This is a genomic window from Psychrobacillus syltrankelensis, assembly GCF_055454035.1.
This window is the reverse complement of record NZ_CM144227.1, coordinates 2,425,378-2,443,225: the sequence shown is the minus strand read 5'-3', so window position 1 is coordinate 2,443,225 and position 17,848 is coordinate 2,425,378. Positions and strand designations below refer to the sequence as shown.

12 protein-coding genes and 1 pseudogene are annotated in these 17,848 nt (G+C 35.8%); 6 read left to right on the top strand and 7 right to left on the bottom strand.

The features are described 5' to 3' along the window. Positions 1 to 3: 3 nt before the first annotated feature. From ACTSKG_RS11755 to putP, 3 genes are all read right to left on the bottom strand, one after another. Complete coding sequence (locus ACTSKG_RS11755; protein ID WP_464754810.1) at positions 4 to 1,134, bottom strand: sensor histidine kinase; 1,131 nt, start codon at positions 1,132 to 1,134, stop codon at positions 4 to 6. 90 nt (positions 1,135 to 1,224) lie between these two features. Continuing rightward, entirely contained in the window at positions 1,225 to 2,277 is a 1,053-nt protein-coding gene (gene desA / locus ACTSKG_RS11750; RefSeq protein WP_464754809.1) for a Delta(5) desaturase DesA, read from the bottom strand. Positions 2,278 to 3,266: 989 nt separating this feature from the next. Further along, complete coding sequence (putP, locus tag ACTSKG_RS11745; protein ID WP_464754808.1) at positions 3,267 to 4,751, bottom strand: sodium/proline symporter PutP; 1,485 nt, start codon at positions 4,749 to 4,751, stop codon at positions 3,267 to 3,269. Between the two features lie 129 nt (positions 4,752 to 4,880). On the opposite strand from putP, the gene ACTSKG_RS11740 reads away from it, so the two are divergent. Together ACTSKG_RS11740 and ACTSKG_RS11735 are read left to right on the top strand one after the other, a co-directional pair. Beyond that, the gene (locus tag ACTSKG_RS11740) at positions 4,881 to 6,047 is read left to right on the top strand and encodes an exonuclease SbcCD subunit D (RefSeq protein WP_464754807.1); all 1,167 of its coding nucleotides are present in this window, start codon (positions 4,881 to 4,883) and stop codon (positions 6,045 to 6,047) included. After that, the gene (locus ACTSKG_RS11735; RefSeq protein WP_464754806.1) at positions 6,044 to 9,124 is read left to right on the top strand and encodes an SbcC/MukB-like Walker B domain-containing protein; all 3,081 of its coding nucleotides are present in this window, start codon (positions 6,044 to 6,046) and stop codon (positions 9,122 to 9,124) included. Before ACTSKG_RS11740 ends, ACTSKG_RS11735 begins: the two co-directional genes overlap by 4 nt. Positions 9,125 to 9,622: 498 nt before the next feature. Here ACTSKG_RS11735 and ACTSKG_RS11730 read toward each other — a convergent pair. The 3 genes and pseudogenes from ACTSKG_RS11730 to ACTSKG_RS11720 form a co-directional block, all read right to left on the bottom strand. Next, positions 9,623 to 9,823, bottom strand: a pseudogene (locus tag ACTSKG_RS11730) (IS110 family RNA-guided transposase); the annotation flags it as partial. Between the two features lie 962 nt (positions 9,824 to 10,785). After that, positions 10,786 to 11,457: a 5'-methylthioadenosine/S-adenosylhomocysteine nucleosidase family protein gene (locus tag ACTSKG_RS11725; RefSeq protein WP_464754805.1), complete on the bottom strand. Its 672-nt coding sequence runs from the start codon at positions 11,455 to 11,457 to the stop codon at positions 10,786 to 10,788. 706 nt (positions 11,458 to 12,163) lie between these two features. Beyond that, positions 12,164 to 13,489, bottom strand: a complete 1,326-nt coding sequence (locus tag ACTSKG_RS11720; RefSeq protein ID WP_464754804.1) for a M48 family metallopeptidase — start codon at positions 13,487 to 13,489, stop codon at positions 12,164 to 12,166. 129 nt (positions 13,490 to 13,618) lie between these two features. Here ACTSKG_RS11720 and ACTSKG_RS11715 point away from each other — a divergent pair, with 129 nt between their 5' ends. The 4 genes from ACTSKG_RS11715 to ACTSKG_RS11700 all read left to right on the top strand — a co-directional run bounded on the left by ACTSKG_RS11715 (position 13,619) and on the right by ACTSKG_RS11700 (position 16,857). After that, complete coding sequence (locus ACTSKG_RS11715) at positions 13,619 to 14,440, top strand: ABC transporter permease (protein WP_464754803.1); 822 nt, start codon at positions 13,619 to 13,621, stop codon at positions 14,438 to 14,440. Between the two features lie 4 nt (positions 14,441 to 14,444). Then, entirely contained in the window at positions 14,445 to 15,224 is a 780-nt protein-coding gene (locus ACTSKG_RS11710) for an ABC transporter ATP-binding protein (RefSeq protein WP_464754802.1), read from the top strand. A gap of 12 nt (positions 15,225 to 15,236) precedes the next feature. After that, on the top strand, positions 15,237 to 16,322 hold the full coding sequence (locus ACTSKG_RS11705; RefSeq protein WP_464754801.1) for an ABC transporter substrate-binding protein: 1,086 nt from the start codon (positions 15,237 to 15,239) through the stop codon (positions 16,320 to 16,322). Positions 16,323 to 16,410: 88 nt separating this feature from the next. Then, entirely contained in the window at positions 16,411 to 16,857 is a 447-nt protein-coding gene (locus ACTSKG_RS11700; protein WP_464754800.1) for a YaiI/YqxD family protein, read from the top strand. Between the two features lie 2 nt (positions 16,858 to 16,859). Here the strand turns inward: ACTSKG_RS11700 and ACTSKG_RS11695 are convergent, their stop codons facing one another. After that, on the bottom strand, positions 16,860 to 17,729 hold the full coding sequence (locus ACTSKG_RS11695; RefSeq protein WP_464754799.1) for a glycerophosphodiester phosphodiesterase family protein: 870 nt from the start codon (positions 17,727 to 17,729) through the stop codon (positions 16,860 to 16,862). Between the last annotated feature and the right edge of the window lie 119 nt (positions 17,730 to 17,848).

The window sequence follows — 17,848 nt, the reverse complement described above, 5'->3', positions numbered from 1 at the left end:
TCATTATTCCTCCTGTCTTGTCTGTTGAATTACATTAGGCACGCGAATATTAAGGGTCGTTCCATTTTTAAGTTGAATATCTAAACTACCATTTACGAATTCTAATCGTTCTTTAATTCCTCGAAGGCCGTGGCTGTTGGACCAGTCTTTTTTCAAATCTAAACCAATACCATTATCATGTACTTTGAGTAAGGTTTCCTTCGCAGATTGTTTGATCGTAATAGAACAAAAAGTAGCGTTACTATGTTTTACAACGTTTGTGATAGCTTCTTTTAAGCACATACTCAGTACGTTTTCTACGAGCAGAGGGGTTTTCACTAGCTTAGGAGTACCACTCATTTTATACGTAATTTGTGCTGCAAGAAGGATTTGTTTCACACGAAATAATTCATCCTCTAGCTTAGTACCTCTCATATTAGTTACAAGTTCACGGACTTCTTTTAGGACAGATCGAGCGGTTTGATTTATATCATTGATTTCATTTTTGGCAGCTTCCGGATTTAATTCGATTAGTCTACTAGCTAAATCACTTTTTAGACCAATAAGGGAAAGTTTCTGTCCAAGAGTATCATGTAAATCACGTGCAATACGTTCTCTTTCTTCTATAATTATATATTGGGAGATTCGATTTTGGGCATCCTCTAGCTGTCCTTCTAATACTTCTCGTTTGTTTCGGTTATATGTGTTGAATGGCAATAAAATAACCCCGATTAAACAAATAATTAGGTAAGGTAAATGCGAAAGGAAAAGGTTCATTTGAGTAAAAAAGCCAATGATAACTACTACAATCATTGCTACCAAATGAATACTATAAATAACAAAAAAACTTGCTCGTTGCTGAATATTTCCGATAAAAAAAGATAAAAAGATGGAGAAATAGATATATCCATATAGAAAAGTCATCGTTACACTAATGGAGATTTCGACAAAAACAAATATATAAAGGAGCAACCCGCTGGAAGTATAGGAAAAACGATAAACGACAAAAAATAATAGCAATAAAATCAAACCAAAAATAATTTCAAATAAGCTAGAAGACTTGAAAATAAAGAAGAAAGGAAAAACACAGAAAACAATCCATGCATAAATACTCAGCCACGGATACTTAGGAAAAACTTGATACCATTTTGTCAATTGTTACACCTCTATTTTGGTCGCACTCTTTTCATCCTATTATATAGGAAAAACCATTCCTGTCTAAATAGGAATGGTTTTTCCAAAAGTTTATTTTCCTTCAAGACTTGTACTTTTAGCATTAATTTTTACTGCATTTTTAGAATTCTTAAGTAAATGCTTAATCTCTTTAAAGCTTACAAAGTTTTTGTTTTTATCGTCAAATAGGCGGAAGTGAATAGACTGTAAGCTAGTTCTAAGATTAATAGTTGTTGCCTTTTGTAAAGGCGGAGTTGATTCATGCGCTTTTTCCAAATTGTAGTTGGGAACCCTTGGGCTTAAATGATGCACATGGTGAAAACCAATATTACCAGTTAACCATTGTAATACGATCGGTAACTTGTAATATGAACTTCCTTCAACTGCAGCTTTTACATAATCCCATTCAGATTCATCTTCAAAATAAGAATCCTCAAATTGATGCTGCACATAGAATAACCAAATACCAAATGAACCAGCGACAAAAAGAATTGTACCTTGTATGATTAAAAATGCTTGCCATCCAATTAACCAAATCATAAGTGAATATAGAACAACGATTGATACATTTATTAAATATGTGTTGTTACGTTCTTTAGCACGAGCATCCTTACGGTTAACTCGATTAGCTACTAAATACAATAACGCTGGTCCTAAACCGAACATAACGATTGGATTACGATACAATCGATAAGAAAGTCGTTTAATCGGTGATGCCTGTACATATTCATCCACAGTCATCATCCATATATCACCGACACCGCGTTTATCTAAATTTCCACTTGAAGCATGGTGAATATTATGTTCGCGTTTCCATTTTTCATAAGCGAACATAGTAATGATTCCAGTAACGGTACCTGTAATGCTATTTGCTTTCTTATTTTTAAAGAAAGATCCGTGCGTACAATCATGAAATATAATGAAAATACGAACGACAAATCCTGAAGCAACGATAGAAAGAGCAACTGTCAACCAAACCGAAATATCTAAACTTAAGTAAGCTAAGAACCAAAGGATAAAGAATGGTGGTATCGTATTTATAATTTGAAAAATACTCTTTTTCAACTCGGAGTTTTCAAATGGTTTTATTTTTTTTCGCAATTCAAGTGTTTTTTCTCTGCTCACTATGTTATTCCTCCTAAAAAGAACTATTACTATAACTATAAAGAGAATCTGATTTTAGGAGTAGGCATAAACGTCAAGTCATAAACATGACAAGTGTCATATAGGACGTTTAGTACGTAAGTAAAAATAGGTCCCCGGATTTGTAATTCTTCTAAAATAAAATAAAAGTATCGCTAATTTGACGAAGCATATTATTTTTGGGAACGACTGAACAGTTACTAAGAAAAGCGCAAGCGCCCTTTTAGAGCACAGGGGTCTCCACTCAGTTGTTTTCCGAAGCTTACCGCTCGCTTTCCGCTGGCGAAGTATCGAGCCTCCTCGTCGCTCTGCTCCTGTGGGGTCTCGATTACTCCGCTTTCCCGCAGGAGTCGAGCGGACGCTTCTCCAAACAACTAATATAAGCGCAAACGCTTGGTGCACTTAGATGTGAACCTTAGGTTAAAGATTATGGGCAACATTCTTGCCATTACCCTTAACCTTATAGGCATATTCGCAAGATAGAGGCTACAAATTGCAAAGTCAGCAACGAGAATCGCAAAATAGCTTTTATCTTGGAGTGTACCATTTATTGCTTTAAGCTTTCTATAGGTTCCATCACTATCTCTCTTTACTACTCATAAGGAGATAGCACGGCAGTATTAGACCACGCACGAAGTTAAATGGGAAGGAAGGCTAACGGCGCCTCGTCATGAAGGCTCGTTGCTCGCCAAGCGGAAAGCGAATACCAGAGCGATAAATTCGGGAAGACGTTATCTTTATGAGAGATTCTTTTCTCCGTTTCCGCGTGCCTTGATAAGCACAAGAAATTACATCAATTCATAAATTGGACGAAGCACATTTTTTTCTTAGGACTGTTGATTGGAGCGGAGATCACCTGTTCATGTAATAGTAATGAAAAATACCATGAATACTAGATTCATGGCACAAAAATTTATATACTATCTCTTTAAAAAAAAGCTGAACGAAAATCGGCCAGCTCAAAATTATTATTAACGATCACGCTTCAATAAACGTAAAGTTTCATCAAATTCTTTTTCGATTTCAGGGTTTGGTTTGTAAGTTAGTAAACTAACAAGAACTGTTACAATCAAACAAAGGATGAAACCAGGAACGATTTCGTACAATTTAGTTGAAAGAGACTCAATTGATCCCCATATTACAACAGTTATAGCTCCTACAACCATTCCAGATAAAGCACCAGCTGAAGTGATTTTTCTCCAGTAAAGAGTAAGTAAAATTACTGGACCAAATGCCGCTCCGAAACCTGCCCATGCGAACGATACTAACTTTAGGATTGTTTTATGTTCGCCCCAAGCTAGAACAGCAGCAATGACAGAAACGAGAAGAACAGCAATACGTCCATAGTTTACATATGTTCGATCAGATGCATCTGTTTTAATAATTGCTTTGTATAAATCTTCTATTAAAGCTGAAGAAGTTACGATTAGTTGCGAAGAAATTGTACTCATAATTGCTGCTAAAACTGCTGCAAGTACAAGACCTGCGATAAATGGATGGAATATGATTTGTCCTAGAGCAATAAATACTGCTTCAGGACTTGTTAAAGTGGCACCAGGATTTTGCGCAAAGTATGCTACGCCTACTAACGCAGTGGCAGTTGCCCCTACTAAACTTAAAATCATCCAACCGATACCGATTCGGCGTGCTTGTTTCGTTTCCTTTACAGAACTTATTGCCATAAAGCGAACGATAATATGAGGCTGACCAAAATAACCAAGACCCCAAGCAGCTGCAGAAATAATACCAAGGAAAGTGGTTCCAGCGAAAAGACTTAAATGTTTTGGGTCCACGGATTTAATTGTAGCTACTGTCTCACCCAATCCTCCTGTCAAAAATACCCCGAAAATAGGTACACATATTAATGCAAGGAACATTAAAAGACCTTGAAGGAAATCTGTATAACTAACCGCCAAAAATCCTCCAAAAAGTGTGTATGCGACAACTACTGCAGATACAACTAAAAGACCTGTGTGATAATCAAGTCCAAAAGAGCTCTCAAAGAATACTCCACCTGCTACCATCCCTGAAGATACGTAAAACGTGAAAAATAGTAAAATAATTAGACCTGAAGCAATACGTAATAAACGAGATGATTGTTTTAAACGGCTTTCTAAATAACTCGGAATTGTAATAGAATCATTGGATACTTGTGTATACACCCGTAGTCTTGGTGCAACGAATAACCAGTTTAAATACGCACCAATTGTAAGTCCGATTGCAATCCAAGCTTGTCCCATACCTGAAAGATAAATTGCTCCAGGTAATCCCATTAATAACCAACCTGACATATCTGCAGCTCCTGCACTTAATGCGGTAACCGCTGGACCTAGTGAGCGTCCACCTAACATGTAATCAGTTAAATTCGCAGTTTTTTTATACGAATACCAACCGATAACTAGCATTGCGACCATATAAATAATTATGGCTGTAAGTTGATAAGTTTCTGATGACATAAACATCCTCCTCCCATATTTATCATAGCATTTCAAATAATTAGATGCACTTAATTATTTAGATATTTGATTTTAAAAGACTTTCTAATGATAAAATAGAGTTATCAAATTAAGAAAGGGGCTTTTCCATTGAAATTTTTTCATACTGCAGATTGGCATTTAGGAAAAATTGTGCAAGGTGTATACATGACGGAAGAACAACGCTATGTGTTAAATCAATTTTTGGAAGCGATTGATATAGAAAAGCCAGATGCGGTTATTATTTCTGGTGATTTGTATGATCGTGCAGTTCCACCTACAGAAGCTGTAAACTTATTAGATGAAATATTAGATGAAATAATATTAAAGAGAAATACACCTGTATTTAGTATTGCTGGAAATCATGATAGTCCGGGTCGTCTAAATTTTGGCAGAATGCTAATGAAAGAAACAGGACTTCATATAGTAGGTCAATTAAATAAAGAGTTAAAACCCGTTATATTACAAGATGAATTTGGAGAAGTATATTTTCATTTAATTCCATATGCAGATCCTTCTCAAGTACGTCATCTGTTTGACGATGAAACAGTGACTAGTCACCAAGAAGCAATGAGAAGAATTGTAGAGGAAATCGAAAAGGATCTAGATCCGACGAAAAGACATGTGTTTGTTGGACATGCATTTGTTACTCCACATGGTGAGCAGGAGGAAAACACGAGCGAATCTGAACGACCACTTGCTATTGGTGGGGCAGAGTATGTGGAAGCTGGATTGTTTAAACACTTTCACTACACGGCACTTGGACACCTTCATCAAGCACATTATGTATTGAATGAAACGATTCGGTATGCAGGCTCACCAATGAAATATTCCATTTCAGAAGAACATCATAAAAAAGGATTTTATATAGTTGATTTAGATAAGGTAGGAAATGTCACTATCGAAAAACGATTACTGAAACCTAATCGTGATATGAGAACAGTGGAAGGCTATATGGAAGACATTTTACAATTGCCAATAAGTGAAGACTTTGTATTTGTAAAGTTACTCGATAAAACGCCAATCCTATCACCAATGGAGCAAGTAAGAACAGTATATCCAAATGCGATGCATGTGGAACGAAAGGCATTTTACCCCACTACTTTGTTAGGAGAAAAGGAACAATTAAGTCGCCGGAAAACGGATGATTTTACGCTATTCCAAGCATTTTATACGGAAGTTAGCGGAAAAGAACCGACTGAAGAAACGGAAAAATTGTTTAAAGAAGTGTTGGAGAATTTAATGATAGAAGAACGTGAGGGAGGGATCAAAGCATGAAGCCACTTCAGCTAAAAATGACTGCATTTGGTCCGTACAAATCCACTGAAACAATTGACTTTACAGAGTTACGACAAAATCGATTATTCGTTATTTCAGGTGCAACTGGTGCTGGAAAAACGACTATATTCGATGGGATATGCTTTGCATTATATGGATATGGGAGCGGAGAAGATCGAAAAGATACAAAAATGATGCGTAGTGATTTTGCAACGGATGAGATCCATACATCTGTGGAACTAACATTTGAAATGCATAATCGTGTGTACCGGATTTTACGACAACTTTCTCATATCAAAAAAGGAAACAAAAGCGCAACAGGAGAAAGATACGAATTTTTTGAGATGATGGATTCAGGGGAAACACCAGTTGTGGATAGACAAATTGTATCTGAAATAAACAAAAAGGTAGAAGAAATTATTGGGCTAACGCAAGATCAATTTAGCCAAATAGTAATGCTCCCCCAAGGTGAGTTTAGAAAACTACTAACTTCTCAAACGGAAAACAAAGAAGCTATTTTACGTAAAATTTTCAAGACAGAGCCTTATAAAATGTTTAACGAGAAATTGAAGGATAAAAAGCTCATTGCAGAAGCTGAATTGAAAAAAGAAGAGTTAGCCCGAAATAGTTATACAGAGCAAATACTAGCTTCATTTCCAATTCGGGAGTCTAGTGTATTTGAATTGATTGAGTCTAGTAGTTTTAATACGTATCAGCTAGTAGAAGCATTAAAAGAAGAAACCATTTTTTACAAAGATAAGATACAAACAGATGAGCTTGCCTACAAGGAAGCATATGATAAACACGCGACCAAACTAGCAACTTATCATGAAGCGAAAGCGATAAATCTCCGTTTTATAGAGTTGGAAGAAAAAGAGCAAAGACTGAAAAACCTCTTAGAACAAGCAACGGAATATGCCGACAAGCAAAATAGACTAGAAGCTGCAGAACGAGCGAGTACTATTGAAACAGTAGAAGGCTATTATACAGAATTGAAACAAGAAGCCAGTAATAAATCTGCGCTGCTTAATATGGCGCAATCAAAAGTAATAGCAGCAGAAGAAACGGTTAAAAAAGTGGAAATTGCATATACAATTGAAGCAAATAGAAAAGAAGCTCGGGAAAAAAGCGTCGAGACCCTTACGCAGTTAAAGACATTACTACCACTATTTGAAGAACTAGAAACAAAAAGAATGGAAATGAACGGTTTAGAAATGAGAACCGAAGAATTAAACAATGAAGTAATAACAAGAACGAACCTATTCTTAGAAGAAAAAAAGAAATGTACATCCTTAAAAGAAGCAATAGAAATGCTAGAAGAACAAGTAGAACCTTTAGACAACCAAGTACAACAGCTTGCTTACTTGCAAACAAAACATAATTTAATACAAGAATTTATAATGACTGAGAAGCATTTACAAGTCTTAAAAGAAGAAGAAGCAAAACGAAAAAGACTTTTTCAAGAAATGCAACAAGTTTATAAAGAAGAAGAAAATAAATGGATGAATAACCAAGCAAGCATCCTTGCTTCCAAACTTGTAGCAGGAGAAGCTTGCCCGGTTTGCGGAAGTAAGGAACATAAAGGAGAAAGTCCGGAAATACAAGCTCATGCTGTAAATCAAGAAGATCTGCAAAATTTAAAAAGTGAGCTAAATAAGCAAGAGTCAAGTTTCTTAAAAGCACGGTCCAAAAGAGAAACAGCACAAGAAACGCTAGATAAGATGTTTGTACGAATTGAGGAACTCCAATTATCTATTCAGGAAGTCGATCTTCTTAAAAGAGACGTTGAAGAACTTGAACAAGAGGTAAGTAGACTTCGTTTTGAAAAAGACAAGTTAGTTGGCCTAAGAGCACCATATAAAGAAAGTGTCCTAAATTTAGAAAAGTTGGAGCAGAATAAAGTGGAAGCGGGGAATTTCTATCAACTACAAAAAAGCTTGTTAGAGCAAGCAAAAGCAGTTTTTGAATCTAAAAAAGCATCCATTCCAGCAAACATATCGACATTACAAGAACTAAGAGATCAAATAACAAATGCAACAAAGTATAAGGAACAGTTAGAAAATAGTTGGGATCAAGTACAAAAAGAACAAAAGTCTGCGACAGAAGCTTTTACAAAAGCGCTCTTTACACTAGAGCATGCTGCAGAAGGAGCACAAGAAGCCCAGGTAAAAAGAGAAAAAGCGTATGTACAATTGATAGAGGCATTAAAAAAAGCAGGCTTCGATACGATAGAGTTGTTCACTGAGGCAAAAATGCCTGAACTTAAAAGAGAAACTTTAAAGGAGCAGTGCAACCTTTACTTCCAAACACTTCATACGCTTAAAGAGCAAGTAAAAGAAGCACAGGAGAAGCTTGTTAATAAAACTAAAGTGGAATTAGCTCCTTTAGCAGAAGAGCTGGTTAAACTAAAAGTTGCCTATGAAGAAGCATTACAAATGATGAACAGCTCTAAGGGATATGAAAAAGCAGGGCTAGAATTAGAAGAAAAAATTACATCTTCAAGTTCCCGAATTTCTAAATTAGAGCAGCAATTAAGTATAATTATTGATTTGTATGAGATGCTTAGAGGTCAAAATCATTCTAAAATATCGTTTGAACGGTATGTGCAAATCGAATATTTAGAACAAATTGTACAAGCAGCCAATGAACGACTCAAGCATTTATCAGGTGGACAGTATTATTTAATAAGAAGTGAACGGCAAGAAACACATGGTAAACAAAGTGGTCTTGGTTTAGATGTATACGACGCTTACACCGGTCAAATGAGAGACGTGAAAACACTATCTGGTGGTGAAAAGTTCAATGCATCTCTATGTCTTGCACTTGGTATGGCAGACGTAATTCAAAGTTTCCAAGGAAGCATTCGAATTGATACGATGTTTATCGATGAGGGCTTCGGTTCCCTAGATGAAGAATCTTTAAATAAAGCAATTGATACATTAATTGATTTACAAAGATCAGGTCGCATGATTGGCGTAATATCTCATGTATCGGAGTTGAAGGCTGCAATACCTGCAATTTTGGAAGTAGAGAAACAAAAAGCAGGTTATAGTAAGACGAAATTTGTTATTAAGTGAATCAATTTCATAATTTAAAGTTAAATAATAAAACACGAACAATATTAAAATGAAATATGAGAATATGTATAATATACTCTTCATAAATCAGCATGATTTCCACTATAGGCAGACGCTTTCTTATCTCTAGTCAAGAGTAATTTCTATAAAAAGTAAATTAAAGATAGTAATCAATTCAACGAGTTGGTGCTTTCCGTTCCGGCGCTCGCTTTCCGCGGGCATGGCTTGAGCCTCCTCGTTCGCTTCGCTACCTGCGGGGTCTCAAAGCACATGCACCTGCCGCTTCGCTTTCGGTGCAGGAAAACATCTGCTATTCCCGCAGGAGTCGAGTGCCTGCACTCCAAGCAACAATGAACACTAAAAAAGGGGACTTATCAATAATCACCTTTAAAATTAATTACTCTATTAGGATTTTTTCCTTCTAATTTGCATGCCAAACAGACCTAACGAATTTCTGTTTTTTCGCAAGGTCTTCTGTGCTATAGTTGGACTATCCTGTTACGAACTAACTTTGGTGGATTCGTAATCATATAGGATATCGTGTTGAATAAGGTGAAATGCGACTTTCAGGAACTTATTCACACATGCGATTACCGCAACCTTATGATGCTTACTCTGAGGTTGCTTTTTTAGTTGATCATAATAATCTACAATTTGATTTCGGGAATTTTTTCGCTGCGAAGTCATCGACATTATAATGTTAGTATGTTTCCGCTGGGTAAGCCATGAGCTATCACCGCCTGCCGCTTCAATCAATAAATAAATATCATTCGTGTTTTAATAATTAAATGCTGAAATTATCTCAAGTAAGAGAATTCTTCAAAAATCTAACAAAAAATTAAGGGTATTAATTAAAAAAGAAACGCAAAGCCATATATCCTAGAACTCTATAAAAAGAATAGAATGAAGATAAACATTCGCATTAAGATTACAGAAAAAGGTTGCTGGGACATAACTAGTCTATAAATTAAAAGGCTATGTTAAAGGTAGAGGTTGATTTAATAATACACATAAAAAAATGAGCTGGAAAACGTATCTCCAGGCTCATTTTACTTTGAGGTTGTTTTTGACTAACGCACCCTTTAGCTTAATAAGAGTTGAGTTATCTTTTATGTCCATGCACCATTTTTATCTGCAAGTAAAGTATTCAGCCACAACTTTCCTGCCTTTATTATAATGGGGATATGTGTAATGGTCATACAATATATTTACCGTAAGCACAAAAAATAATGGATTTGGAACTAACGGAAAACAATAGTTCAATAAAAGACAAGTTTCATCAACATCATAATCTTTCTATTAACTTTAAATTTATTTAAATAAGTTAATTTCATAAATAGCATGTAATTATTAAAACACGAACTATGATTATTTTATTGATTGGAGCGACAGGCGGCGACTCCAGCGGGAGGCCAACAGGATGTTGGTCACGAAGGCGTTGCCACACGATGTGGCGCTCTTAGCCTTTGTTCCTCTGTGAGACAGATGAGACATCGCAAACGACGCGAATGCGGCGGTGATGGCTCATCGCTCACCCCGCGGAAAGCGTCCGCCGATAGCGGGAACCATACGGATATATGAAGAGTGTATTATACATATTCTCTCATTTCACTTTAATATTGTTCGTGTTTTATGTTCTAACTTTGAATTATAAAATTGATTCAAATAAATCTTTTTAAATACTTGCCAAATATTTTGTTCATAACTTTGGGTGTGTTTTCTAAATAAACATTAATTTGTTCAATGTTCGATTCGAATTTATCAGAGTTTCTTTCATCTGTTGGAAAATCAGATATTCCTTTAATAATAATACATTCAACATCATTCTTCTTACAGATATAAGCAATTGCACCCGCTTCTGTATCGGCTATTGTTATTTCGTTTTCTTTAAGTTCTAAATAGTCCTTCCACATAACTACTGCTTTATCAGCGGTGCCAATTGTTCCTGTATAAAAATCATTTCCATATTTTGATAAATCAATATCGACTATGAAGGATTGTTTAATAAAAGGCTCAATTTCTTTTACTGTACAATCATATTGAACGGCTTTATCGGGTACAAAAATATCCAAATTACTGAACTTCTCATCTATTCCTGCACATGTTCCAGCAACGATTACTTTAGTTAAATTAAATTTAGAAATCATATACTGATTACCACCAACACCATTTACTTTTCTTACACCTGTACTATAAAAAACAAGTTCAGTATCATTAATTGTTCTTATGAAATACTCGCCATATGGATAACCGAAACGTTCGTTATTTTTTATGCCAAAGTATTCCAGTGCCGCTTCATATTCCCACTTCGTTGCAATACTTATTCCTATCATCGACTTATCACCCTACAAATAAAATTTGTCACCATTGAATGTCTATACACGGTTTGAATTCATTTTTTATCACTTAACTCTCCTTCTTTACTCTGTTCATTAACAATTAGTTATTAATATGCAAATATCCTTTTTTTACTAAACTGTACCGTTAGTTTAAGTGTAACATTTCACAAACAATACTAAAAACAACCCTTCCCTTTAACATAGCCAATTAAAAAAACGTGAAATCGGTAACTCGATTTCACGTTTTTTACTTCATTTTTGGAAATACGTCTTCAAGAGATTACCCTCTTAGCACATATTTAGCAAATTTACTGCAATTAAAGAAATCCCGATTTCTTGTTCAACCTTCGATTTCTGGGGTGATTTCATTTTGAAGAAGCTCTTCATACATTTGATTTGACTTTTCAATCAGATTTTTATGTTAGAAGCCTTTCTTTTCTAGTTGTTTGAAGTGAAGGCGGCGACTCCTGGGGGAACAGCGCGAGCTGAAAGCCCCGCAGGAGCAAAGCGACGAGGAGATTGAAGCCGTGCCCCCGGAAAGCGTCCGCCGTACCGGAAAACAACTACAGGTAAATTTCAATAGAAGCCCCGAAAACTTTACTGGTCGTAAAATTTTCGGGGCTATTTATTTTTGTGGAGAGTTTTGTCCCAACCTCCTCTCTTACTCTAACGATCAGCACTCTTAGAACAACAAGATGCACTAAAGGGGACTAGGGATTTTCTTTTTATAATTTTGAAGCGATGATAAAAAATCTTCTTCATTGTCAACATCAAGCATGTTAAAGCCAGAATCACCTTCAGAGTCCAAGATTGAAGGATCTGCACTATGTTCATAAAGAAGAGATGCTATATTATAATTTTCGTTATATAATGCAGCGGTTAATGCATTCGAGTAATCATCGAAAGTGTTTGGGTTAGCTCCCGCATCTAACAATAACTCTACAATAGAATCATCGTTATTATATACTGCCCAAAGAAGTGCGGTAGTTTTCTCTGAGTCTTGTTCTTCTAGATTTACCCCGCTGCCGATAAGCTCTTTTACTTTCTTCTCATCTGCATCTGAAACTGCTTCCATTAAAGGTGTTTGTGAGGTGTCTGTTGAAAGGAAGGAATACCTTGTTAATACTTCATCTAAAATTCTTTCAGAGAAAAAATTTGCATTGGCAGATGTACCGGCAGTAAAAAGAACAGTAACTACAATAGCCACCGTAAAGAAAATTCCAAGTAATCCACCTATGCCAAGTGAAATTTTTGTTGGGTTTGAATAATACTTAGGTGTTCCTTCTACCTGCATAAACTTACCAACTGCCTGTATTCTTTTTGGTAGCAGAGGGTGGCTTGATAATACCTCGCTCAACCAGACTGCGACATTCGATTCAGTATTGATTTGTTCTAGATAGGCATCCTCATTTACTTCTTTATATAACTTTTTCCCAACACCGAGAATTGTAAGTGCTTGTTTTGCGGCTACACCATTTTGTATATAATAAGCTGCTTCAGTGTCACAAGTATATTCGCATGAACGACTATATGCTTGAGAAAGAAAAGGAATAAATTGGGCAGGCATGATTAATATACTTTTCCATACATGTCTACGCTTCACATGAGAAAGCTCATGAGCAATGATAAAATCTAACTCCGCGTCACCGTGTTGTCGAGCAAGTTCGAATACTTCCGAATAAATAACAACCATGTTTCTTCCAAAAAACCTTGTTGCAAATGCATTTAATACACCCTCCGAATGAATAACGAATACATCAGGAACCTTCTTTATTCCCATTTGAGTAGACAAATTTACTACTCTATCATATACATCTGGAAACTGCTTCTCACTAATACGTATTCCATTACCACGGATAGAACCTAATATAATGGCATTTGCAAATAATAGTACAACGCCAATTATTAGAAAGATTGCAATATCAAATAATGAAGTAACCGTTAATATGTACAATAGTAAACTAAAAATAATGCTCAATACAAAATAGAGCATCTCTCTATTAGATCTTAACTCTTTGGACGACAATATTAGTTTCCCCCTCTAGAAATACTTAATTAATCTAACAAATGGTGTGATAGTAGTCAACTTGAAATATTTATGCCTTTCACACATTTCCCCCATAGTACATATTATTTTTACAAGAGGTGGTGAAAAATGCGCGATGAAAAAGGGGTCATACGTTATGATCCTTATGAAACGGAACATCAGGAATGGAAGAAACAACAAGTAAAAGAACGGGCAAAACAACTACTAACGATTATCTCTCCAATATTCATTCTGTTACTATGGGAGGTCTGTTCTAGAACCGGTATCCTTGATATTCGATTTTTCCCACCACCTTCAGCGATAATATCTACATTTTTCGATCTAGCAGCTACCGGATTGTTATGGACCCATATATCGGTATCTTTATATAGAATTGCAGTAGGTTTTTTATTAGGTGTGATCCCAGGAGTAATCATTGGTTTATTAATGGGGTTGTATGCACCAATTAGACATTTTATCTCCCCCATTGTAATGGCCTTCATGCCAATACCTACCCTAGCTCTAATGCCAATCATTATTATCCTCTTTGGAATTGGTGACTTTTCAAAAGTAGTAACGATTGCAGGAAGCGTATTTTTCCCAGTTGTCATTAATACTGTTGCTGGTGTATTAAATATTGAAAAAGTACATTTAGATGTAGCAAAAAATTACGGAGCGAGTCCGAATGATTTTTTCTTTAAAATAGCTTTGCCGGGTGCCCTCCCTGTAATGCTAGAAGGAATTCAGATGGGGCAGGCGATTGCATTACTCACAATTGTTGCTGCAGAAATGATGGGAGCAACTTCTGGAATTGGGTACTTAATATGGACCTCTTATAAAGCATTTATGTTAAAGGAAATGTTTGTTGGTTTAGTACTCATTTCATCCTTTGGTTTTCTGTTTTCCCTTTTCTTACGTGGGCTGCAAAAGAAAATCGTCCCATGGAGGTGAGTAGTTGAGTGAAATTGTGAAAATTTCTATAGAGAATTTAACAAAAGTATTTTATAAGAAAAACAACAGTGTAACGGCAGTCAAAAATGTGTCACTTCAAATAAAAGAAGGTGAATTCGTCTGTTTAGTAGGACCAAGTGGCTGCGGGAAAACAACCCTACTACGAATATTAGCAGGCTTAGAATTACCAAGCTCAGGTACATTTACAATTGACTCCGATACGAAAGAAAGGCCACTACAATCGATGGTATTCCAAGAAAAAGGGGTTATTCCTTGGTTAACAGTGGAGGAGAACGTTGCGTTTGGGCTTAAAATGCGGCATTTGCCCAAGGATTTTGTTCAAAAGCAAACAGATTATTATTTGCGGAAAGTAGGCTTAAGTAAATTTTCCAAACTTTACCCTAAAGAGCTTTCAGGGGGGATGAAGCAAAGAATTAGCATTGCTAGAGCATTTGCAAATGACCCCGAAATTTTGCTCATGGATGAACCATTTGCAGCGTTAGACGAACAAAATAAATTTATTTTACAAGATGAACTGCTTTCCATTTGGTCTGAAACAAGGAAGACTGTGTTATTTATTACCCATAGCATTGATGAAGCATTGTTATTGAGTGATCGTATCGTTTTAATGAGTGCACATCCAGGAGAAATTATAAAAGAGATCACTGTACCTGTACCAAGGCCAAGAACGATGGAACAAGTAAGAGCAAATACGAAGATGGCTGAGCAATTTATAACTATTTGGAATCATTTGCAACAAGAAGTACAGCGATCAAGAAGATAAGGGAGGAAATTTGTGAAGAAACGTTGGTTGATTTTACTCGCATCGATTGTTTTAGTATTAGGTGCGTGTTCTTCCAAAGAAAAAGTAAGTACGAATGGTATGGACGATGTAGTAAACAAAAAGAATCCTTCCGGCGACTTGGCTCCACTTGAAAAGAAAGTGAAAGTCGTTATCGCAGAGGATGGAGCGGCATCGGGAGCAGGCTTTTATATAGCAAAAGAAAAGGGGTATTTTGCTGACTATAATATTGAAGTGGAATTTGCTCAGTTTGGAAATAGTGATGAAATGTTACCGGCCCTTGCATCTGGTGATGTAGATATTGCAGGAGGAGTATCGACAGCGTCGTTCTTTAATGCGATAGCACAAGGAATAGATGTGAAAATTATTGCAGATAAGGGGCATAATGTACCTGGGAAATCCTATTTTTCATTTGTTATTGGAAACGAAATGAAAGATAAAATTAAGGAATATAAAGACTTTAAAGGCAAACGTATCGCAGTTTCTTCCAAAAATTCAATTGACGAGTACATTTACTGGGAAATGCTAAAGCATGCTGGACTTACTAATGAGGATGTAGAGTTTGTGCTACTTGGCGATTTTGGAAGTATGTTAGGTGCAATTGAAAATGGTTCGGTTGATGCAGCTCTTCAAATTGAGCCACTTATTGCTAAAGGTATAGAAAATGGATTTCATGTTCGCTTTGGGGACACTACAGATTACGCTCCAGAATCACAAATTGCAATGGTATTAGGATCACCTCAATTTATGAATGATGAAAAAAATGTTTCTTTGCGCTTCATGACGGCATATTTAAAAGGAGTACGGGATTATAATGACGCCTTCGTTAAAGGGGAAGGAAAAGCGGAAATTATAGATATTATGACAAAGCACACAGCTTTAAAAGATCCAGCTTTATGGGAGAAAGTATTTGTTACAGGTCTTGATCCAGATGGAAAAATGTTTTTAGACGATGTTATAAAGCAGTATAATGCATATAAAGAAAACGGCGCAATTAGTGGAGACGTAGACTTTGATAAAGCAGTGGATACATCGATTACAGAAAAAGCAGTAAAAATTCTAGGGAAATATAAGAAATAAACGTCCAATAAACATTGGACGTTTTTTTATAAAATGAGCATTATAGGATACAATGGAGAAATATCGAATGTTAAATGAGGTGCATAGGATGGTAAGTGTTTTAGTAGATGCAGATGGATGTCCGGTAGTAGACTTAACAATTGAAATAGCAAAAAATTTTGGACTAAAGGTGACATTGCTATGTGACACAGCACATTATATGCAACGTGAAGGTGCGGAAACGATTATGGTATCAAAAGGTGCGGACGCAGTCGATTTTGTATTAGTAAATAGAGTGAATAAAGGAGACATTGTTGTTACGCAAGATTACGGTCTAGCTGCAATGGTATTAGCTAAAAAAGGTTTTGCAATAGATCAGAATGGACGTTGGTATACACCTGAAAATATAGATCAGCTTTTAAATAGCCGTCATATATCCAAAAAAATTAGGCAAGCTGGTGGGCGTTTAAAAGGTCCTAGAAAGCGTCAAAAGGAAGATAATGAAAAGTTTGAAATGCATTTTCAGAGGTTATGTGAGCATGCATTAAATAACTAAAATCATTGTTCTAGCTGAGTACGTACTCTTATTCCCATCTCAGGATTATTTGTATAAGCACCATTTGCTTGTAAATTTATTGCTTGTTTCATTTCTATCTCACTTGAAATGGAATAAAGATGAATTTGCAAACCGTTTAGTTTAACCTCCTGAATAAAATCTTTATCGACTGAGCTAATGTTCACCCCAATACCACTTGCATAAGTATTTAAACGTTTATAATCCTGTATGGAAAGGGCCGCTTCCTCTTTGAAACTAAATAACTGGATAAGAGGAAGTTTAGGCTCAAGTTCATGAACTTTTAGTAAACTACTGCCATTAAAAGATTCAATTACGACTTTTGGAAATTCCTTATCTACATAAATTAGCTTATGTTTTTTTATAAGTGCAACTAACTTTTCTTCCATGTCTTCATATATACCAGGGGATTTCATTTCAATATAGTAATTCACACTGTTTCCAAAGTAAGAGAAAATTTCGTCCAATGAAGGGACGCTTAAATATTTGTATTCAATATTAGCTAAATTAGGATAGTTGTCATTAAACCATCTTCCCGCATTTAATTGCTTCAATTCTTCTAAAGTATACTCTTTTACAAAACCTTTACCGTCTGTAGTACGATCTACTTTTTCATCATGCATAGCAACTAGTTCTCCATCTTTGGTCATTTGTAAATCAATTTCAATATAATCTGCATCTGATTGCTGTGCAATTTCGTAAGCAAGAATGGTATGCTCAGGCGCGTATGTAGAAGCACCTCGATGTGCAATGATTATGAAACTCTCTGCGGAAAGAGGCTCTATACTTTTTTCATTGCCAAAACATCCAATCATTAAAAGGAAACATGTTGGAATAATGAATAACCTTCGCATAAAAACCCCTTTCAATATAATAATGTATTTTACTTCTAGATTTTCTATTACCTCTGCGTTTTTTGATAATAAAAAGAAAACTATCTATTTAACAAATGCCCACATTTTTGATATATTAA